Origin of the sequence: Streptomyces sp. NPDC001851 (assembly GCF_040297165.1) — a bacterium.
Lineage (GTDB): Bacteria > Actinomycetota > Actinomycetes > Streptomycetales > Streptomycetaceae > Streptomyces.
The window spans coordinates 189097-207912 of sequence record NZ_JBEOYR010000007.1 but is presented as its reverse complement, the minus strand read 5'-3'; the positions used below and the strand labels follow the sequence as shown (position 1 = coordinate 207912).

Sequence of the window (18816 nt, the reverse complement as noted above, 5' to 3'; positions counted from 1 at the left end):
CTGGTCAGGGTGGGCCGGTCGCGCCCGTGGCGAGCCGCGGTGCCGTCGGCTTCGGGGCACCGCCGCCCGGCGGCAGCACCCGTCAGCCCCGTGTCAGCGACAGCAACTCCCGGGCCGGCCCCGTCGGCCGGTGCCCCGTCGGCCAGACCGCTCGCAGTTCTCGGCGCAGGGAGACGCCTTCCACCGGGATGCCGACCAGGCGCCGCATCGACAGCTCCTCCCCCACCGCCAGCTCGCTGAGGACCGAGGGGCCCGCGCCGCTGACGGCCGAGGCCTTGACCGCCGTGGTGGAGGACAGCTCGATCAGGGGGCGGGCGAGGCCGCCGAGCGCCGCGTCCAGGACCTGGCGGGTGCCGGAGCCGCGCTCGCGGAGGATCAGCGGGGTCGCCGCCAGTTCGTCCGCCGTCAGGGGACGCCTGCGGCGGGCCCAGGCGTGGCCGGGCGCGGTGACGACGATCAGGCGGTCGTGGGCGATGACCGTGGAGTCCAGGCCCGTCGGTACCGTCAGCCCCTCCACGAAGCCGAGGTCCGCCTCACCGGACAGCAGCAGTTCCGCGACCTTCGCCGAGTTGCCGGCGAGGAGGGACACCGCCGTGTCGGGCCGCTGGGCGTGCAGCGCGAGCAGCCAGCCGGGCAGCAGGTACTCGGCGATGGTCATGCTCGCCGCGACCCTGAGGCGTGAGTCCCGCCGGTCGCGCAGCGCCCGCGCACCCGCGTCGAAGGCCGCCGCCGCCTCCACGACCCGACGGGCCCAGTCCGTCACCAGCGCGCCGGCGTCCGTGAGCCGGGAGCCGCGCGGCGAGCGGTCGACCAGGGCCACGCCCAGCTGCCGTTCCATGGAGCGGATCCGGCTGCTGGCGGCGGGCTGGGTGATGCCGACCTCACGCGCCGCCGCCCCGAGGCTGCCCAGCCGCGCCACCGCCAGCAGCAACTCCAGTGCGGCCAGGTCCGGCACCCGGTGGGCCAGTGATTCCGTGCGCTCCCGCTGCCCCTCGCTCATAAGACCAGCTTATGCCCCCATAGGCGAGTACCTCCTGGTCGGCAGCGGACAGCGGCGTGATCGTGGACGTGTGGTCACCGTAGCCGAGCCCCAGTCCGTCCCCTCCGTCCACCGCGCACCCCGGGTCCGCCATCTCGGCCCCAACTGGTACGCCCCCGTCATGGGCACCGCCGTCCTCGGCTCGGCCGGCGTCGCGCTGCCGGTGCGCGGGCCGGGGTGGCGCGATCTCTTCGAGGGGGCCTGGGCACTGTCCCTGATCATGCTCGTGGCCCTGCTGACGGCCCGGACCCTGCACTGGGCCCACCACCGGGACCAGGCCCGCACCCATCTCCTCGACCCGGCCGTGGCGCCCTTCTACGGCTGCCTGTCGATGGCGCTGCTGTCGGTCGGCGGCGGCGCCCTGACGGCCGGGCGGGACCTGCTCGGCACCGGCACGGCCGTCGCCCTGGACACCGCCCTGTTCACCGCCGGTACGGCGGTCGGGCTCGCGGCCGCCGTGACCGTGCCGTACCTGATGGCCGTACGGCATCGCGTACAGCCCGCGCAGGCCACCCCGGTGTGGCTGTTGCCGCTGGTCGCGCCCATGGTCTCGGCCGCCCTCGGCCCGCTGCTGGTGCCCCGTCTGCCGCCGGGCCCGCCCCGCGAGACCCTGCTGCTGGCCTGCTTCGCGCTGTTCGGGCTGAGCCTGTGCGCGACGCTGCTGATGCTGCCGCTGGTCTTCGCCCGGCTGGTCACCGCCGGCCCGCTGCCGCTCGCGCTCACCCCGACCCTGTTCCTGGTCCTGGGTCCGCTCGGGCAGTCCACCACCGCGGTCGGCCGGATCGCGGACGCGGCTCCCGGGGTCGTACCGGCCCCGTACGACCGTGGCCTCGGTGTCCTCGCCGTGCTGTACGGGGTGCCGGTCATGGGGTTCGCGCTGCTGTGGCTGGCGCTGGCGACCGCGCACGTGGTGCGGGCCCGCCGGCGGGGCATGGGCTTCGCGATGACCTGGTGGGCGTTCACCTTCCCGGTGGGCACATGTGTCACCGGCGCCCTGGTCCTCGCCCGGCGCACCGGTCTCGCGGTCTACGACGGGCTGGCCGTCGGGCTGTACGCCGTCCTCGCGGTCGCCTGGTCGGCGGCCGCCACCGGCACCGTACGCGGCCTGCTCAGCGGTGAGCTGCTCGCAGCGCCTCGGCCAGCACCCGCGGCGCCTCGGCCAGGGACGGCCCGTACCAGGTCAGGTGCCGCCCGCTGACCAGGGCGCAGGGCAGTCCGGGAAAGGCCTCCGGGCCGTCGTCGGCGGTGAAGCGGTAGGGCTCGTCGGGCAGGACCACCAGGTCCGGGGCCGCCGCGCGCAACTCCTCCAGCGGCACGCGGGGGTAGCGCTCGGGATGGCCGGCGTGGAGATGGCCGACGCCGAGCCGGGCCAGGACGTCACCCGCGAAGGTGTCCCGGCCCAGCACCATCCAGGGCCGGCGCCAGATCGGTACGACGGCGGTGGTGGTACGGGCCCGGGCCCGCGGCGGGGAGGCCCATGCCGCCTCCGCCTCCGCCAGCCAGCGCGGGCGTCCCGGCGCACCGCAGGCGGCGAGCACCCGGGCCAGCTCGGCGAAGGCCTGCGGCACGCTCCGCACCTCGGTGACCAGCACCTCGCACCCCGCGGCGCGCAGGGCGTCCAGGTCGGGGGCGCGGTTCTCCTCCTCGTTGGCGATGACCAGGTCGGGGGCGAGGGCGAGGATGCGCTCCGTGTCCGGATTCTTGGTGCCACCGATCCGGGTGACGTCGAGGTCAGCCGGGTGGGTGCACCAGTCGGTGGCACCGACGAGGGCCTTGGGCAGCGTCGCCGCCACGGCCTCGGTGAGGGACGGGACCAGGGAGACGACGCGCACTACGCGACCCCCGCCGGGGCAGCGCGCCAAAGGGGCGCGGGGCCGTGCCTGACATGCGGCTGCCGCCGCGATGGGGGTCCCCCCGGGTTCGAGCGAAGCCGAGAACTCGGGGGAGCGACCAGCCACGACGGCGCCGCGGACGACCGAAGACCCGGCACGCCGCTCACCGCCTCCCGCCGGACACTCAGCGAGACCTGTCCTGAACGGCCTCGATGTGTTCCGCCACCGCCACCACGATCACCCGCGTATCCGGCACCGTGGCCCGCCACCGGTGCCGAACCCCACCGGTCAGGTACAGCGTGTCGCCGCGGCCGAGGCGATAGGCGCGCCCCTCGGCCTCTATCTCCACCGCACCGTCGGCGACGTACATCAGCTCGTCGTTGCGGTGCTGGAACTCGCGGCCGGCGTCGTGGTCGCCGGTGAACTCGGAGGCGTGCAGCTGATGGTGGCCGCGCACCAGGGAGCGGGTGCGGGGCGCGAAGTCGTCCGGGTCGGCGGGGTCGGCGCGGACGACGTCCACGCTGGCCGCCGGGTCGGCGGCGGCGAGGAGTTCGACGGCCGTGGTGCGCAGGGCGTCGGCCAGTTTCTCCAGCGAGGTGCGGCTGGGGCGGGCCCGGTCGTTCTCGACCTGGCTGAGGAACGGCACCGACAGCCCGGTGCGCTCGGCCACGACGGCGAGGGTCAGTTCCAGGGCCCGGCGGCGCCGCCGGACGGCCGCGCCCACCCGTACGGGCTGCTCTTTGTGGTCGCCCATCGCTCCGGCTCCCTCCCTCGCTCGTCGTGCCACTGTCCGGGTGCCCGGGTCGGGGCGGGCCCTCTCTGATGACTTCTCTGCACCCTACGCATGTTCGGCAAACCGTTTCACGCCCTGTCACATCCCCGACATGCCGGGAAGCCCTCACCCTCACGGTTCGCGCCACGGTGACGGGCCCTCGGGATCCCTGGTGGCTGAGTACCCACCGGGGGTGAATATGCCGACCAGCTGGGCCGGGCGGCCGCGCTCAGGCCAACGATCATCACGTACAGTGATTGGCCGGATTCTTGCTGTGCCCGCGGACGAGGCGAGGGACGGGCGCGCCGGACGCGTTGCGGCGTACGGCGGCGCCCGCCCCTCGGGTGGCGGTCCGGACCGGTCAGGTCACCCGGCCGCCCGACTGCGGGAGTCCTTCCTGGCGACCGGGGCCCACTTGTCGACCAGGCCGGGGTTCTCGCGGAGCCAGTCGCGGACGGCGTCCTGCTCCCGGCCCTTGCCGGCCTTCTGGATCTGCGACTCCAGGCTCGTGAGCTGCTTCTCGGTCATGGAGAAGTCCTTCAGCCAGCGGCCGACCTGGGGGTTGTCGTCGGTGAAGCCCTTGCGGGCCAGGGTGTGCACGCCGTCGCCCTTGCCCCAGGCGCCCCGGGGGTCCTTGAGCTTCTTCAGGTCGTAGTCGCTGTAGGCCCAGTGCGGGGACCAGAGGGTGACGACGACCGGCTGCTTCCTGGTGTAGGCGCGCCTCAGCTCGGAGAGCATGGCGGAGGTGGAGCCGTCGATGACGTCGTAGCTGCCCTGGAGGCCGTACGCGTTGAGGACCTTGCTCTTGAGCAGGCCCATCATGCCCGCGCTGGGCTCGATGCCGACGATCTTCCCGCCGAACTCGGAGGCGTGGTCCTTGAGGTCCGCCAGGGAGTTCACGTCCTTGACATAGGAGGGGACGGTCAGCTCCAGGGAGGTGGGGCCGTACCACTTGCCGAGGTCGTCGAGCTGCTTGCCGTACTTGCTCCAGTACTCGGCGTGGGTGGTGGGCAGCCAGGAGTCGGTCTGGAAGTCGAGCTGGCCGGTGGCGAGGCCGGTGTAGAGGGGGCCGGCGGTGTACTGGGTGGTGGTGACCTTGAAGCCGCGTTCCTCCAGGATCTCCTTCCAGAGGAAGGTGGAGGCGATGCCCTCGTCCCAGGGGATGTAGCCGATCCTGATCTCCTTGCCCTTGCCGACGTCCGGTCCGGAGGCCTCGGAGGTGCCGGCGGAGGGTCCGAAGACGCTCGTTCCGGCCGCGACGAGGGCGAGCACGACCACTCCGACGACCGCGACGGCCGGGCGCGGGCGGTACGACCACGCGCGCGTGCGGGCCTTCGCGGCGGCCCTGCGGCCGAGCGGGGAGAGCTGGGTGCCGAGCGCGCCGGTGATCCGGTCGAGGTAGATGGCGAGCACGACGATGCCGACGCCGGCCTCGAAGCCGTAGCCGATGTCGAGCTGGCCGATGGCCTCGTTGACGGCACCGCCGAGGCCGCCGGTGCCGACCATGCCGGCGATGACGACCATCGAGAGGCCCAGCATGATCACCTGGTTGACGCCGGCCATGATGGTCGGCAGGGCGAGCGGCAGCTGGACCCGCCAGAGGATGTTGCGCGGGGTGGTGCCGAACGCCTCCGCGGCCTCGACCAGTTCGGCGTCGACCTGACGGATGCCCAGCTCGGTCATGCGGACGCCGGGGGCGAGCGCGAAGATGAGGGTGGCGACGACGCCGGGGGCGGTGCCGAGGCCGAAGAAGAGCATGGCCGGGATCAGCAGGACCATCGACGGCATGGTCTGCAGCAGGTCCAGGACGGGCCGCACGGTCGCGCTGACCGTCCTGGAGCGGGCCGCCCAGATGCCCAGCGGGACGGAGATCACCAGCGCGATCACGGTGGCCACGAGGACCAGGGAGAGCGTGGACATGGCCCGGTCCCACAGGGCGAGCGAATCGACCAGCGCGAATCCGGCGAAGGCGAGGACGCCGGCGGTGAGGCCGCGCAGCCACCAGGCGAGGACGGCGAGGATGCCGGCCATCAGCAGCGGCTGGGGCGCGCCGAGCACGGCGTCGATGCCGTTGTACATGCTCTCCATGACCGCCTTGACGGCGTCGAAGAGCCAGGAGAGGTGGTCGAGCAGCCACTTGACGCCGGAGTCGACCCAGTCGCCGAGGTGGATCCTAGGCACGGCTGATCACCTTCCCGCCCGGGTTGTCACAGGGGGCCGGACCGGCCGTCTCGTCGCCGAGGAAGCCGATCAGCCGCTGTCTCGGCACGACACCGACGACCTTGTTGGCCTCGTCCACGACGGAGACCCGGTGGGACAGCCGGGCGCTGATCGCGCACAGCTGCGCGAACGGCGTCTCGCGGGTCGCGGTCTCGCAGCCGCACAGCGGGGCGTCGGCCGTGACCGAGGTGTCCATGAGGGCGCCCGCCGTCAGCACGCGGGAGCGGTCGACGTCCTGGATGAAGGAGGCGACGTAGTCGTTCGCGGGGCGCAGCAGGATGTCCTCGGCGGTGCCGGTCTGCACGATGCGGCCGTCGCGCATGACGGCGACGCGGTCGCCGAGCCGCATGGCCTCGTTGAGGTCGTGGGTGATGAAGACGATGGTCTTCTTCAGGGTCTTCTGCAGTTCCAGCAGCTGGTCCTGCATGTCGCGGCGGATCAGCGGGTCCAGGGCGCTGAAGGACTCGTCCATGAGGAGCAGGTCGGCGTCGGTGGCGAGGGCGCGGGCGAGGCCGACGCGCTGCTGCATGCCGCCGGACAGCTCGTCCGGCCAGGACTTCTCCCAGCCGGCCAGGCCGCACAGGGCGAGCGCCTCGTCGGCGCGGCGTTCGCGCTCGGCGCGGGGCACGCCCTGCACTTCCAGGCCGTAGGCGGCGTTGTCGCGGACGCTGCGGTGCGGGAACAGCGCGAAGTGCTGGAAGACCATGCTGATCTTCTTCGAGCGCAGTTCGCGCAGTTCGCGGGCGGTGAGTGCGGTCAGGTCCTGGCCGTCGAAGCGGACGCTGCCCGCGGTCGGCTCCAGCAGGCCGTTGAGCATGCGCAGCAGGGTGGACTTGCCGGAGCCCGACAGGCCCATGACGACGAAGATCTCGCCGGCCTCGACACGGAAGGAGGCGTCGATCACGGCGGCGGTGGTGCCGTCGGCGCGCAGTTCCCTCCGGTCGGCGCCCTGCCGCAGGCGCTCCACGGCGTCGTCCGGTCTTCTGCCGAACACCTTGAACAGGTGCTCGGCCTCAAGCCTCGATTGCACGCGTACCTCTCGTCTCGGCGGTCGGAACAGAGGCCGCGCCTGCCCAGGTCAAGCGGAGGCAAACACGCACGTGGCCGGAGTCACGGCGGTGCGCAGCACGCAACGTGTTCCGGCGCGCGGGGTGGCTGTCGGTGCCGTACGGCATGATGCGAGCGTGACCGGACGACTCATGCTCCTCGACACCGCTTCGCTGTACTTCCGCGCCTACTTCGGCGTCCCGGACTCCGTGAAGGCCCCGGACGGCACGCCCGTGAACGCCGTGCGCGGACTGCTCGACTTCATCGACCGGCTGGTCAGGGACCACCGGCCGGGGCACCTGGTGGCCTGCATGGACGCCGACTGGCGCCCCGGTTGGCGGGTGGACCTCATCCCGACCTACAAGGCACACCGGGTCGCCGAGGAGCACACGGGCGCGCCGGACGAGGAGGAGGTGCCGGACACCCTCTCCCCGCAGGTGCCGGTCATCGAGGAGGTGCTGGACGCACTCGGCATCGCCCGGGTCGGCGTCGCGGGGTACGAGGCGGACGACGTGATCGGCACGTTCGCGGCGCGTGCCGAGGGCCCGGTGGACATCGTCACCGGCGACCGCGACCTGTACCAGCTGGTGGACGACGCGCGCGGGATCCGGGTGCTGTACCCGCTGAAGGGCGTCGGCACGCTGCAGCTGACCGACGAGGCGGTGCTGCGCGAGAAGTATGGGGTCGACGGGCGCGGGTACGCGGATCTCGCGTTGCTGCGCGGCGACCCCAGCGACGGCCTGCCGGGCGTGGCCGGGATCGGCGAGAAGACGGCCGCCAAGCTGCTCGCCGAGTTCGGCGACCTGGCCGGGATCATGGCGGCGGTCGACGACCCGCGGGCGAAGCTCACGCCGTCGCAGCGCAAGCGGCTCACCGAGGCCCGGCCGTATGTCGCGGTCGCACCGAAGGTGGTGCGGGTGGCCGACGACGTCCCGCTGCCGGAGGTCGACACGGCCCTGCCGCACGCCCCGCGCGACCCGGCGGCGCTGGAGCAGCTCGCCAGGCGCTGGGGACTCGGCGGCTCGCTGCAGCGGCTGCTGACCACGCTCGCCGAGTGATCCGGACCGGAATGTTCCGGCAAAGGGCTCTCATCAAGCACTGAAGGAAGAGGTGTTGACTCCGGGCGGGATGCTAACTTAGGTAAACCTAACCATTCTCCAGGAGGTCGTGATGGCAGAGCGTCCGGGACGAAAGCCGCGCAAGGCCCGTATCGCCCAGGTGATCCGCACCGAGCGCCTGACCCCGCACATGCAGCGGGTGGTGCTCGGCGGCGAGGGCCTGGCCGACTTCGCGGCGGACACCTGCACCGACCACTACGTGAAGCTGCTCTTCGGCCCCGACGGCGTGACCTACCCGGAACCCTTCGACCTGGAGCGGATCCGTGCGGAGTTCCCGCGGGAGCAGTGGCCGGTGACCCGGACCTACACCGTGCGCGCCTGGGATGCCGAACACCGGGAGCTGACCCTCGACTTCGTCGTCCACGGCGACGAGGGACTGGCCGGCCCGTGGGCCACCCGGGTGCAGCCGGGCGAGACCGTGCGCTTCATGGGCCCCGGCGGCGCCTACGCCCCCGACCCGGCCGCCGACTGGCATCTGCTCGCCGGTGACGAGAGCGCACTGCCCGCGATCGCACGGTCCCTGGAGGCACTGCCCGCGGGCGCCCGCGCGCACGCCCTGGTGGAGGTGTCCGGCCCCGACGAGGAGCAGAAGATCGACTCCGAGGTGGAGGTCGTCTGGCTGCACCGCGGGGACCGGCCGGTCGGCGAGGCGCTCCTGGAGGCCGTACGCGCGCTGGAGTTCCCCGAGGGCCGGGTGCACGCGTTCGTGCACGGCGAGGCGGGCTTCGTGAAGGAGCTGCGCCGGCTGCTCCGGGTCGAGCGGGACATCCCGCGCGAGGACCTGTCGATCTCCGGCTACTGGCGCCTGGGGCACAACGAGGACGGCTGGCAGGCCTCCAAGCGGGAGTGGAACGCCCGCGTCGAGGCCGAGCAGGAGAGCGGCGCGGCGGCGGCCTGACCGTCGCTCAGGACGACACCTCGTTGATCTTGCCGAACGGGATGTGCACGCTGGGCGTGGTCCGGGACGTACTGCGCAGGTGCGTCACCTGGTCGTCGAAGAAGATGTGCGGGTCCAGGACCTTCATGACCGCGCCCTTGTCGATGCCGCCGAGGAAGAAGGCGTCGTCGACCCGCACGCCCCACTGCTTGAGGCTGTTGACCGCCCGCTCGTGGGCGGGGGCGTTGCGCGCGGTCACGATGGAGACGTGGACCCGCACCGCGTAGTCCGGGTCGCTCCCGCGCCGCTCCTCCTCCCGGCGCTGTATCCGGTTCACCCCGGCGAGGAAGTCCCGCAGCGGCCCGGGGTCGTGCGGGGTCGCCGCGTTACGCGCCTCGTGCGCGCGGAACTCCTCCAGTCCGTCGGTCTGGTACACCTGCTCGGCGGCGTCACCGGCGAGCACCCCGTCGAAGTCGAACGCGATCCGCAGCTCCCGGTCGGCGGCGTCGTCCGGGTACGCCGCTCCGAGCACGTGTCCTGCGGGCAGTCCCGCGGCGACGGCCTCCCGCACGTCGTCGCCGTTCGCCGACAGGAACAGGGACATGTTCAGCGCGGGCATGAACTTGTACGGGGACCGGCCCTGCATGAAGACGGCCCGGCTGATCGGCAGTCCGTGGGTCTGGATCGACCGCATGACCCGCAGACCGGTGTCCGGGTCGTTGCGGGAGAGGATGATGACCTCGACGAGCGGGTCTCCCGGCTCGCCGAGGTCATTGAGCGACAGCAGCCTGCGGATGAACGCGAACGCGACACCGGGCCGGAGCGTGTCGTCGACGTTCTCCTCCTGGTAGGCGCGGTAGGCCTCCTCGCCCTGCTCGCGGAAGACCGCGTCCGACTCACGAAGGTCGAACAGGGCGCTGGAGGCGACACCGACGACGAGCCGGTTCGCGAGATCGTAGGGCGGCATGCCCTACATCATCACACCGACCGCTGGTACGAGCGGAAGGTGCGGATCGACAGCCACACCGCCGCGACCGCCAGCGCGAGCAGCGCCCCGCCGCGGCCGAGGACGTCACCCCAGTCGGGATGCTCGGACATCGCCGAACGGCCCGCCACCATGGCCCAGTCGAGCGGGTTGAAGCCGGCGATGTGCCGCATCCAGCCGGGCATCCGGGCGGGCGCCATGAAGGCGCTGGACAGGAAGGTCAACGGCAGCAGCAGGAAGGTGTTGATGCCGATGATCGACTCCCGTTCGCGCACGAGCATGCCGAGCGCGTTGGACAGGGCCCCGAAGACCGTGCCGAGCAGCACGGCGGCCAGCACGAGGATCGCGACGCCGCCGACGCCGCCGGGGTAGTCCGCGCCGCCGAGCAGCCCGAGCAGCACGATGACCACCGACTGGAACGCGGTGACCAGGCCGTTGTTGACGACGTTGCCGTTCATCAGCGCGGCCCGGCTGACCGGGGTGGTCAGGAAGCGGTCGAGGGTGCCGCGCTGGATCTCCTCCAAGGTGCCCATGCCGGCCCACATGTTGGAGCTGAGGGCGCTCATCACGACCACGCCCGGCACCAGGTAGTCCAGATAGGAGGTGGTGCCGAAGCCGCCCAGCTCGACCACCTTCTTGAAGAGGTTGCCGAACAGGAACAGCCAGATCACCGGCTGGATGAGGGTGATGACCGCGTAGGCGGGCTGCCGGGCGAACACCCGCAGCTGCCGCTGTGTCATGTACCAGGTCTGGGTGAGGGCGGCGCTCATCGCGCACCTCCGGTGAGTACGGCCCCGGTCTCGGCCTCCGCCTCGGCGTACCGGCGGCCCGCGTGGCGGAGGTAGACGTCGTCCAGCGAGGGCCGGGCGACGGTGGCCGAGGTGACGGTGACCCCGGCCCGGTCCAGCGCGGCGAGCAGCGCGGGCACCGTGGCGGCTCCGTCGTCGGCGCGGACGCTGATCCGGCGCCCCTCGCACAGCGCCTCGTGCACCCCGGGCAGCGCGGTCAGGGCAGTGGTGAGCGGCGTGCGTCCGGCCTCGCCGACCGGCTCGCCCAGCTCCAGGCGGACGGCGTCGCCGCGCAGTTCGCCCTTGAGGGCGTCCGGGGTGCCCTCGACCACGATCCGGCCGCGGTCGACGATGGCGATGCGTTCGGCGAGCCGGTCGGCCTCCTCCAGGTAGTGCGTGGTGAGCAGGATCGTCAGACCCTCCTCGCCGGCCAGCCGGCCGATCTCCTCCCACATGGCGGTGCGCGCCTCCGGGTCGAGGCCGGTGGTCGGCTCGTCCAGGAAGAGCACCTCGGGCCGGTGTACCAGCCCGAGCGCCACGTCCAGGCGGCGCCGCATACCGCCCGAGTAGCCCTTGACAGGCCGGCGGGCGGCCTCGGCGAGCGTGAACCGCTCCAGCAGTTCGTCCACCCGGCGGTTCAGCGCGGTGCCGCTCAACCCGTAGAGGCGGCCCTGGAGCTGGAGGTTCTCCCGGCCCGTCGCGACCGGGTCGGCGCCGGACTGCTGCGCGACCACGCCGATCGCGCGGCGCACCCGGTCGGGGTGGCGCAGCACGTCGTGTCCGGCGACGGTGGCGGTGCCGGAGTCGGGGCGTGCCAGGGTGGTGAGGATCTTGACGGTGGTGGACTTGCCGGCGCCGTTGGGGCCGAGGAGTCCGAAGACGGTGCCGGGCGTCACGGTGATGTCCATCCCGCTGAGGGCGGTGACCTCACCGGGATAGGTCTTGACGAGACGGCGCGCCTCCACTGCGGGCGCACGGGTGTTCATGACGACTGCTCTCCTGGGTGAGCGATGACGGATCGTCCGCCGGCCCGGGCGGGCCGACGGCGGAAGATCCGCGTGAAGAGCGCCGGGCTATCCTGGGTGTGCCGCACCTCGATCGCCCGGAGCCGCCGCACGGCGGATCCGTTTCGGGGTTCGAGACCCCGGCGGGGCTGCTGCAACAGCCGTGCCGGGGTCGTTCCGTTCACAGGGGTCCGGTGAGTTCCTCCGGCAGTTCCCCGGTGTCATGGAACCGCCGCCAGAGGTCGACTCCGGGCAGCGTGCCCGTCCTGATCTCCTGGAGGAAGCCGCGGACCCATTCGGCCTGCGCCCGGAGCATGTGCAGCTGGTACTCCGTCTCCACGAGGAAGAGCCGCGGCAGCGTCTCGTAGAGCTTCTCCAGCGCGCCGCGTCCGCTGGCCAGCTGCACCTCCAGGGTGCTCAGCCGTTCCTCCAGCAGCCGCACCGCGTCCTCGGGGGGCAGGACCCCCATGACGGACAGGGCGGTCTCGAAGACCGGGTACTCCTTGACCGGGACGGCCATCAGGTCCGACAGCCACTCGGTCAGCTCCTCGCGCCCGGCGTCCGTGAGCCCGTACACCGTGCGCTCGGGGCGGTTGCCCTGCCGCTCCACGTCGGTCACCTCGACGAAACCGCGCTTTTCGAGGTTCTGCACGACCGTGTAGAGCGAACCGTAGTTGATCTTCGTGCTGGTGTCCTTGCCCTGACGGCGCAGGGTCTGGGCGATCTCGTACGGGTGCATGGGCTTCTGCCACAGGGTCGCCATCACCGCGAGCGCCAGCGGATTACCGGGCGTGCGACGCTTCACGGCCACGACGATCACCTCGTTTCCGAATATCCGCAAACGAACATATCGCGTTGCGCGCACAGGGGCAATAGTCACGATGTATCGCGTGCGGCCTGGCTCTGCAAGGACGGGCACGCGGACAGAAGGCGGGGCTCAGTCGCCGTGCACGCGTGCGTGGAGGTGCATGTCGTGCCAGCCGTCAGCGTGGAGCAGGGCGCTGCGCCTGGTGCCCTCCAGGGCGAAGCCGGTCTTCACGGCGACGCGGCAGGAGGCCTCGTTGGTGGTGGCGTGGGAGAGTTCGAGGCGGTGGAAGCCGATCTCCTCGAACGCCCAGCGGGACAGGGCGGTGGTGGCCCTGACCGCGACTCCCCGCCCGCGCGCCCGGGCCACCGTCCAGTACGCGACCTCGGCGCAGCCGTCGCCGAGCACGATCTCGCGCAGCGCGACCCGCCCCAGCAGTTCGCCGGTGTCCGCGTCCACCACGGCCCAGTGGGCCTGGCGCTCGCCCTGCCAGCAGTTCCGCCACCGGGTGATCCAGTCGGCGACCTCCTCCTCGGAGTCGGCGGCCCTGATGTGCCACTGGTGCATCAACGGGTCCTGGAACGCGGCGTACACGGCGGGCGCGTCCGCGGCGCGCCACGGTCGCAGCAGCAGACCGTCGCCGGTGGGAAGGGCGGGCTGGGACATGCGGGCGAGGGTGCCGGCCGGCACGACCGGGCTGGTGAGGTAGGGCATGACCCACATCCTGGCGGCCGGCGGACCGGCGGCGCGCGCTTTCCGTACCCTTGACCCCGATGAGACGCCGTACCCCGCCCCCGCCCGCCCCGCTCCCCCAGATCGACGGGGTCGACCCCGTGCGGGTGCGGCTGCCGCACGACGGGCCGTGGGCCACCGTGCGGGAGCATCTGGTGGCGCGGCTGACGGGGGCCGGGCCCGGGATGGTCGAGTCGATGTTCGACGCGGGGCGGGTCGTCGGCGCCGACGGGCTGGCGGTGGCGCCGGACGCGCCGTACCGGCCGGGGATGTTCGTGTGGTTCCACCGTGAGCTGCCCGCCGAGGTGCCGGTGCCGTTCCCGGTGGACGTGGTCTACCAGGACGACCACATCGTCGTCGCCGACAAGCCGCACTTCCTGGCGACGACCCCGCGCGGCACCCATGTGACCGAGACCGCCCTGGCCCGGCTGCGCCGCGAGCTGGGCATACCGACGCTGACCGCCGCGCACCGGCTGGACCGGCTGACGGCGGGGCTGGTGCTGTTCACCGTGCGCCCCGAGGAGCGCGGCGCGTACCAGACGCTGTTCCGGGACCGGCTGGTGCGCAAGGAGTACGAGGCGGTCGCCCCGTACGACCCCTCGCTGGTCCTGCCCCGGACCGTGCGCAGCCGGATCGTCAAGGAGCGCGGGGTGCAGGCGGCCCGGGAGGTCGAGGGCGAGCCGAACGCCGAGACCCATGTGGAGATCGCCGGGCACCGGGGCGGGCTCGCCCGGTACCGGCTCGTCCCGGCGACCGGGCAGACCCACCAGCTGCGGGTGCATCTGAACGCCCTCGGGGTGCCCATCCTCGCCGACCCGCTGTACCCGGAGGTGACCGCCCCCGGGCCGGCCGGCGACTTCCGGCACCCGCTGCAACTGCTCGCACGGAGGCTGGAGTTCACCGACCCGGTCACCGGGGCGGAGCACTCGTTCGTCAGCGGGCGTGTGCTCCGCGCCTGGTCGTCCGACGACGCGTGGCCTTCATAGCGAAGCGCCCGTCACTCCCCACGCCACCAGTGCAGCACCCGCCGCCACAGGCCCCGCGGCCGGGCCGCCGGTGCCGTTTCCGGTGCCGGACCGTGGGGCTCGGGCACAGCGGGGCTCGGGGCGGTGGGACGCGGCTCGATCGCCGCGGGCTTGAGCTGCTGCGGGATGGCCAGGGGCCGGGGCGGCCCGTCGACGTCCTGCTGCGGCTTGGGCTCGAAGCGCACGGGCAGGGACACCAGGTGCCGGGAGGCGATGGACGAACGCCAGCTCAACTCCTCTTCCGCGCAGTCGAGCTGGATGTCGGGCAGCCGCATCAGCAGCGCGTCGACGCCGACGTCGGCGATGGCACGGCCGATGTCCTGGCCGGGGCACTCGTGCGGGCCGCCGCCGAAGGCGAGGTGGGAGCGGTTGCCCTGCATGCTGGCGGACAGGTCCGGGCGGATACGCGGGTCGAGGTTGCCCGGCGCGGGCGCGAAGAGCAGGCCGTCGCCCTTGCGGATGCGCTGCCCGCCCAGCTCGGTGTCCTGCTTGGCGTAGTAGCCGAGGACGGTGCTGAACGGCGGCTCGTCCCACAGGGACTGCTCGATCGCCTCCGGCACGGTCATCTGCCCGCCGCTGAGCTGGGCGCGGAAGCCGGGCTCGGTGAGGACCATGCGCAGCGCGTTGGCGAGGAGGTTCGCGGTGGCCTCGTAGGCCGCGAAGAGGACGAGCCGCAGGTGTTCCCGGACCTCGTCGTCGCTGAGTCCGGCCGGGTGGGTGACGAGGTGACTGGTGAAGTCGTCGTCGGGCCGGGCGCGGCGCCGGGTGGTGAGGCGGCTGAGCGCGTCCATGACGTAGGCGTGGCTCTGGATGGCGGTCTCGGTGCCCTTCAGGGCGTCCCGAGCGGCCTGCACCATCCGGTCGTTGTACTCCTCCGGCATGCCGAGGATCTCGCACATGACGGCCATCGGCAGGTGCTCGGCGAACTGGGAGACCAGGTCGGCCCGGCCGCGTTCGCAGAAGCTGTTGACGAGGCCCTGGGTGTAACGGCCGATGTGGCGGCGCATGCTGCGGTGGTCGATGGTGGCCATGGCCGCGGTGACCGCCGCGCGCAGCCGCTGGTGCTCGTCGCCCTCGGCGTGCGAGCAGATCGGCTGCCAGGCGATGTGCGGCATGAGCGGGTGGTCGGGCTTGACCAGGCCGTCGGCCAGCGGGCTCCAGATCCGGCTGTCGCGGGTGTACAGGGAGGGGCTGCGGACCATGTGCAGGTTCTCGGCGTGTCCGAGGACCACCCACATGGGTACGTCGTCGTGGAGCAGTACGGGCGCCACGGAGCCGTGCTGCTCCCGCAGCCGCTCGTAGAGGTCGCCCAGGTCCTGCGCGCCGGGGCCGTAGAGCCGGTGCAGCCCGCCGGGGCCGAGGCCGTGCGCGGGGCAGCCCGGCGGCGGGAAGGGGGTGGGGTCGGTGTCGGTCAGGGACGTGGGTTCAGACGTCACGGTGTCGCTCCGGAGCGAAAACGGGTGTGGGGCGGTCGTCGGCTGCGGGTCAGGTGAGGGCGCCGGTCAGGGCGATCGAGTGGAGGAAGCGCATCAGGGTCATCAGGACGTCCTTGCTGGAGGCCCGGCGGCGCACGTCGCACTCGATGATCGGGATCTCCGGGGTCAGGTCGAGCGCGGTGCGCAGTTCCTCGATGGGATAACGGGGCGCGTCCGGGAAGGAGTTGATGGCGACCACGAAGGGCACACCGCGTTCCTCCAGCCGGCCCATGACGTCGAAGCTGACCTCCAGGCGCCGGGTGTCGACGAGGACGACCGCGCCGAGCGCCCCTTCGAACAGGCCGTTCCACAGGAACCAGAAGCGCTCCTGGCCGGGGGTGCCGAAGAGGTAGAGCACCAGCTTGTCGGTGATGCTGATACGGCCGAAGTCCATGGCCACGGTGGTGGCGGTCTTGGATTCGGAGCCGTAGTTGTCGTCCACGCCGATACCGGCCTGGGTCATGGTCTCCTCGGTGGTCAGCGGTCTGATGTCGCTGACGGAGCCGACCATGGTGGTCTTGCCGACACCGAAGCCGCCCACGATCACGATCTTCACCGCGGCCTGGGCCGTGTGCGGCAGATGATCCTCGGTGCGGGGGCCGGGGATGGTGTCAGAGCCTTTGAAGTCCATGCATCACCGCTTCGAGGAGTGAACGGTCGGGTACGACCTGACGGACGATCGGGGCGCGTACCTGCACCAGTTCGGCCGTGATCAGCTCGGTGATCAGGACGGTCATCGCGCTGAACGGCAGGTTCAGGTAGGCCGACAGTTCGGCCACGGACAGGGGGTTGGCGCACAGCCGCAGGACCGCGGCCTGCTCCGGTGAGCCGGCCGGCTGGGGGGTGTCGCGCGCGACGATCAAGGTCACGAGGTCGAGTTCGGCACGCGCGCCGTCCTCGGATCCGGCGACGGTGTACAGCCGTTCGGGGTTCTTGGGCTCGGCCTCGCCGTCCACCGGTTTCGGCGCGGGCGGCGGTGGGGGCGGGGGCTTCGGCGCGCGCCGCTTGCGTTGTGGAGGAGTCATACGGTCTGCCCGTTCCGCCGGGGCGGACTGGTGAGGTGGGCGCCGATCCGTACGACGAGGTCGCGCATCATGCCGCTCATCCGGCCCGGCTCGCAGGTCACGTCGGCGAGCACGGCGAGGTAGGCGTTGTCGCCGGCGTTCATGAGGTAGAAGTAGCCGCCGTCGATCTCGAAGACGACGACCTGCATGTCGCCGGCGCCGGGGAGCTCCTTGATGATGGCGCCGGCCAGGCTCTGGACGCCCGCGCAGGCGGCGGCCACCCGGTCGGCGGCGTCGGGGTCGCCGCCGTAGCGGGCGATGCGCAGTCCGTCCGCGGAGAGGACCACGATCATCTCGATGCCCGGCACGCCGTCGTTGAGCTGCTTGAGCATCCAGTCGATGTTGCCTCGCTGCTGGATCACTTGGGTTCCCCCTCGTCGTCGGCCTGGGTGGTGCCCTCGACGGGCTCGTCCGCGTAGTCGTTGAGCAGGTGCACGTACTTTTCCGGGTGCCTCGTGAAGTCGGTCAGTTCCGGCCCGGTGGCGCCCTCGGGCATGCCCTTGCGCAGGCCGTTCCAGAAGTCCTCGATGCCCTGGCCGATCGGCCGCTCCATGAGCTTCTTGCGCTCGGGGTCGATCTCGGGCTGCTTCGCCTGGGGCCCGGGCTGCGACCAGATGGTGGGCCTGCCCTCGCGCTCGGCCCGCTCGACCTCCGCCTTCTCGGCGAAGCGCTGGCTGAGCGGGGTCTTCATCCGGCTGCGGCGCTGCGGCAGTCCACCCGCCGTCCACTCCGTGACCTCGGGTACGTCGTCCTCCAAGGTGATCCCGGCGGGGATCTTGGGGCTGGTGGGACGGCGCCGCTTCGGCGGTCGCTTCGGGCCCTCGACAGCGCCCAGCGCGGGCACCGGCGCGCCGGTGGCGCCGATGCCGTGGGCGGCGCCGACTCCGGGCTCGGTGGTGGTCATGACGCGCGGCACGATGAGGATCGCGCGGACGCCGCCGTAGGCGGAGGCGCGCAGCGAGACCTCCATGTCGAAGAACTTGCACAGGCGGCCGACGACGGCGAGGCCGAGGCGGGGGTTCTCGCCGAGGTTGTGGGCGTCGTCGCCGTTCTTGGCGTCCTCGATCATCTGCTCGATGCGGGCCCGGGACTCCTCGCTGAGGCTGACGCCGGCGTCCTCGATCTCGATGGCGATGCCGGCCTGCACCTCAGCGGCGGTGACGTGCACCTTCGTCGAGGGCGGCGAGTAGCGGGTGGCGTTGTCGAGGAGCTCGGCGGCGGCGTGGATGACCGGCTCGACGGCGGTGCCCTTGATGTTGATGTTGACGATCGAGTTCAGCTCGATGCGGCGGTACTCCAGGATGCGCGACATGGCGCCGCGCAGGGTGCTGTAGAGGGAGACCGGCAGGGGCCACTGGCGGCCGGGGCGGCCACCGCCGAGTACGGCGATGGTGTCGGCGAGGCGGCCGATCAGCGAGGTGCCGTGGTCGATGCGCAGCAGGTCGTCGAAGACCTCGGGGTTGCGGCCGTGGTCCTCCTCCATCTCCCGCAGTTCGTTGGACTGCTGGTGGACGATGGCCTGGACGCGGCGGGCGATGCTCACGTAGGAGCGCTCGGTGGCGTCGCGCATGTTGATCTCGTGCTCGGCACCGCGCAGCGCGACGCGGAACATCTCGCGGTACATCTCGGGCAGGCCGCGCAGTTCGGGGTCGACGTCGTAGGCGTTGACCAGCACGTCCCGCAGCGGTTCGCCGGCGCGCAGCCGCTGCAGGCCGTACGGGATGACGTCGGTGGCGAAGCGCGCGATCAGCTGGTCGTGGGCGGCGAGCCGGTGCTCCAGATACGTGGTGTGACGGGCGTACTCGGCCTGCTGCTCGCGGAGCCTGCGGCCGCGGCGGGCGGCCTCCCCACCCGTGGCGAGGACCAGCAGCAGGGCCAGCGCCCCGAGCGCGCCGACGGCGATGCGGGCGGACGCCGGCGCCAGGGCGGCGGCGGCTCCGGTCGCGGCGGCCATCACTATGGCCGGGGGCAACAGCACGCGCGCATAGGGACGTTCGCGGCCGCCGGGAGGCTTCTGAACACTCACCATGGAT

Annotated in this window: 19 protein-coding genes; 4 read left to right on the top strand and 15 right to left on the bottom strand. The window is 72.2% G+C overall.

Translation table 11 applies throughout. The features are described 5' to 3' along the window. Positions 1 to 82: 82 nt before the first annotated feature. The gene (locus ABT171_RS12550; protein WP_351242715.1) at positions 83 to 1000 is read right to left on the bottom strand and encodes a LysR family transcriptional regulator; all 918 of its coding nucleotides are present in this window, start codon (positions 998 to 1000) and stop codon (positions 83 to 85) included. 70 nt (positions 1001 to 1070) lie between these two features. Between ABT171_RS12550 and ABT171_RS12545 the strand changes: the two genes are divergently transcribed. Continuing rightward, on the top strand, positions 1071 to 2237 hold the full coding sequence (locus tag ABT171_RS12545; RefSeq protein WP_351242713.1) for a TDT family transporter: 1167 nt from the start codon (positions 1071 to 1073) through the stop codon (positions 2235 to 2237). On the opposite strand, the gene ABT171_RS12540 is transcribed toward ABT171_RS12545, so the two are convergent. The 4 genes from ABT171_RS12540 to ABT171_RS12525 all read right to left on the bottom strand — a co-directional run bounded on the left by ABT171_RS12540 (position 2149) and on the right by ABT171_RS12525 (position 6893). Next, positions 2149 to 2871, bottom strand: a complete 723-nt coding sequence (locus tag ABT171_RS12540) for a helical backbone metal receptor (protein WP_351242711.1) — start codon at positions 2869 to 2871, stop codon at positions 2149 to 2151. The two genes, ABT171_RS12545 and ABT171_RS12540, sit on opposite strands and share 89 nt — an antisense overlap. 184 nt (positions 2872 to 3055) lie before the next feature. Then, a complete protein-coding gene (locus tag ABT171_RS12535; protein WP_351242709.1) occupies positions 3056 to 3625 on the bottom strand; it encodes a helix-turn-helix domain-containing protein in 570 nt (189 codons plus the stop codon). 384 nt (positions 3626 to 4009) lie between these two features. Further along, positions 4010 to 5824, bottom strand: a complete 1815-nt coding sequence (locus ABT171_RS12530; RefSeq protein ID WP_351242707.1) for an ABC transporter permease/substrate binding protein — start codon at positions 5822 to 5824, stop codon at positions 4010 to 4012. Beyond that, entirely contained in the window at positions 5817 to 6893 is a 1077-nt protein-coding gene (locus ABT171_RS12525; protein ID WP_351242705.1) for a quaternary amine ABC transporter ATP-binding protein, read from the bottom strand. The genes ABT171_RS12530 and ABT171_RS12525 overlap by 8 nt, the downstream gene beginning before the upstream one ends. Positions 6894 to 7062: 169 nt before the next feature. On the opposite strand from ABT171_RS12525, the gene ABT171_RS12520 reads away from it, so the two are divergent. Together ABT171_RS12520 and ABT171_RS12515 are read left to right on the top strand one after the other, a co-directional pair. Then, the gene (locus ABT171_RS12520; protein ID WP_351242950.1) at positions 7063 to 7968 is read left to right on the top strand and encodes a 5'-3' exonuclease; all 906 of its coding nucleotides are present in this window, start codon (positions 7063 to 7065) and stop codon (positions 7966 to 7968) included. Positions 7969 to 8080: 112 nt separating this feature from the next. Next, positions 8081 to 8926, top strand: coding sequence for a siderophore-interacting protein (locus ABT171_RS12515; RefSeq protein ID WP_351242703.1), 846 nt, complete (start codon positions 8081 to 8083; stop codon positions 8924 to 8926). A 7-nt stretch (positions 8927 to 8933) separates the two neighbouring features. Here ABT171_RS12515 and ABT171_RS12510 read toward each other — a convergent pair whose 3' ends face one another. The 5 genes from ABT171_RS12510 to ABT171_RS12490 form a co-directional block, all read right to left on the bottom strand. Then, positions 8934 to 9872 (bottom strand): 5'-nucleotidase, encoded by a 939-nt coding sequence (locus ABT171_RS12510; protein ID WP_351242701.1) that lies wholly within the window; start codon positions 9870 to 9872, stop codon positions 8934 to 8936. An 11-nt stretch (positions 9873 to 9883) separates the two neighbouring features. After that, positions 9884 to 10660, bottom strand: a complete 777-nt coding sequence (locus ABT171_RS12505) for an ABC transporter permease (RefSeq protein WP_351242699.1) — start codon at positions 10658 to 10660, stop codon at positions 9884 to 9886. Beyond that, complete coding sequence (locus tag ABT171_RS12500) at positions 10657 to 11664, bottom strand: ATP-binding cassette domain-containing protein (protein WP_351242697.1); 1008 nt, start codon at positions 11662 to 11664, stop codon at positions 10657 to 10659. Before ABT171_RS12500 ends, ABT171_RS12505 begins: the two co-directional genes overlap by 4 nt. Positions 11665 to 11863: 199 nt before the next feature. Further along, positions 11864 to 12493, bottom strand: coding sequence for a PadR family transcriptional regulator (locus tag ABT171_RS12495; protein ID WP_351242695.1), 630 nt, complete (start codon positions 12491 to 12493; stop codon positions 11864 to 11866). Between the two features lie 126 nt (positions 12494 to 12619). Beyond that, entirely contained in the window at positions 12620 to 13201 is a 582-nt protein-coding gene (locus tag ABT171_RS12490) for a GNAT family N-acetyltransferase (protein WP_351242693.1), read from the bottom strand. A gap of 59 nt (positions 13202 to 13260) precedes the next feature. Here ABT171_RS12490 and ABT171_RS12485 point away from each other — a divergent pair, with 59 nt between their 5' ends. Then, positions 13261 to 14205 (top strand): RluA family pseudouridine synthase, encoded by a 945-nt coding sequence (locus ABT171_RS12485; RefSeq protein WP_351242691.1) that lies wholly within the window; start codon positions 13261 to 13263, stop codon positions 14203 to 14205. Positions 14206 to 14216: 11 nt separating this feature from the next. Here the strand turns inward: ABT171_RS12485 and ABT171_RS12480 are convergent, their stop codons facing one another. Genes ABT171_RS12480 through ABT171_RS12460 form a run of 5 tightly spaced genes read right to left on the bottom strand, consistent with a single transcriptional unit; the run spans position 14217 to position 18812 of the window. Next, positions 14217 to 15680: a cytochrome P450 gene (locus ABT171_RS12480; RefSeq protein WP_351242689.1), complete on the bottom strand. Its 1464-nt coding sequence runs from the start codon at positions 15678 to 15680 to the stop codon at positions 14217 to 14219. A gap of 49 nt (positions 15681 to 15729) precedes the next feature. Then, positions 15730 to 16350 carry a GTP-binding protein gene (locus ABT171_RS12475; protein ID WP_351242687.1) on the bottom strand — a complete coding sequence of 207 codons (621 nt, stop codon included), beginning with the start codon at positions 16348 to 16350 and terminating at the stop codon, positions 15730 to 15732. Then, complete coding sequence (locus tag ABT171_RS12470; RefSeq protein WP_351242685.1) at positions 16331 to 16744, bottom strand: DUF742 domain-containing protein; 414 nt, start codon at positions 16742 to 16744, stop codon at positions 16331 to 16333. The genes ABT171_RS12475 and ABT171_RS12470 overlap by 20 nt, the downstream gene beginning before the upstream one ends. Beyond that, positions 16741 to 17145: a roadblock/LC7 domain-containing protein gene (locus ABT171_RS12465; RefSeq protein WP_351242683.1), complete on the bottom strand. Its 405-nt coding sequence runs from the start codon at positions 17143 to 17145 to the stop codon at positions 16741 to 16743. Before ABT171_RS12465 ends, ABT171_RS12470 begins: the two co-directional genes overlap by 4 nt. Beyond that, a complete protein-coding gene (locus ABT171_RS12460) occupies positions 17142 to 18812 on the bottom strand; it encodes a sensor histidine kinase (protein WP_351242681.1) in 1671 nt (556 codons plus the stop codon). Before ABT171_RS12460 ends, ABT171_RS12465 begins: the two co-directional genes overlap by 4 nt. Positions 18813 to 18816: the final 4 nt, after the last annotated feature.

Coding starts and splice junctions, on each gene's coding strand:
- ABT171_RS12520 (WP_351242950.1), top strand. CDS start 7,063: ATGCTCCTCGACACCGCTTCGCTGTACTTCCGCGCCTACTTCGGCGTC.
- ABT171_RS12515 (WP_351242703.1), top strand. CDS start 8,081: ATGGCAGAGCGTCCGGGACGAAAGCCGCGCAAGGCCCGTATCGCCCAG.
- ABT171_RS12505 (WP_351242699.1), bottom strand. CDS start 10,660: ATGAGCGCCGCCCTCACCCAGACCTGGTACATGACACAGCGGCAGCTG.
- ABT171_RS12550 (WP_351242715.1), bottom strand. CDS start 1,000: ATGAGCGAGGGGCAGCGGGAGCGCACGGAATCACTGGCCCACCGGGTG.
- ABT171_RS12510 (WP_351242701.1), bottom strand. CDS start 9,872: ATGCCGCCCTACGATCTCGCGAACCGGCTCGTCGTCGGTGTCGCCTCC.
- ABT171_RS12475 (WP_351242687.1), bottom strand. CDS start 16,350: ATGGACTTCAAAGGCTCTGACACCATCCCCGGCCCCCGCACCGAGGAT.
- ABT171_RS12535 (WP_351242709.1), bottom strand. CDS start 3,625: ATGGGCGACCACAAAGAGCAGCCCGTACGGGTGGGCGCGGCCGTCCGG.
- ABT171_RS12460 (WP_351242681.1), bottom strand. CDS start 18,812: ATGGTGAGTGTTCAGAAGCCTCCCGGCGGCCGCGAACGTCCCTATGCG.
- ABT171_RS12470 (WP_351242685.1), bottom strand. CDS start 16,744: ATGACTCCTCCACAACGCAAGCGGCGCGCGCCGAAGCCCCCGCCCCCA.
- ABT171_RS12485 (WP_351242691.1), top strand. CDS start 13,261: ATGAGACGCCGTACCCCGCCCCCGCCCGCCCCGCTCCCCCAGATCGAC.
- ABT171_RS12490 (WP_351242693.1), bottom strand. CDS start 13,201: ATGCCCTACCTCACCAGCCCGGTCGTGCCGGCCGGCACCCTCGCCCGC.
- ABT171_RS12500 (WP_351242697.1), bottom strand. CDS start 11,664: ATGAACACCCGTGCGCCCGCAGTGGAGGCGCGCCGTCTCGTCAAGACC.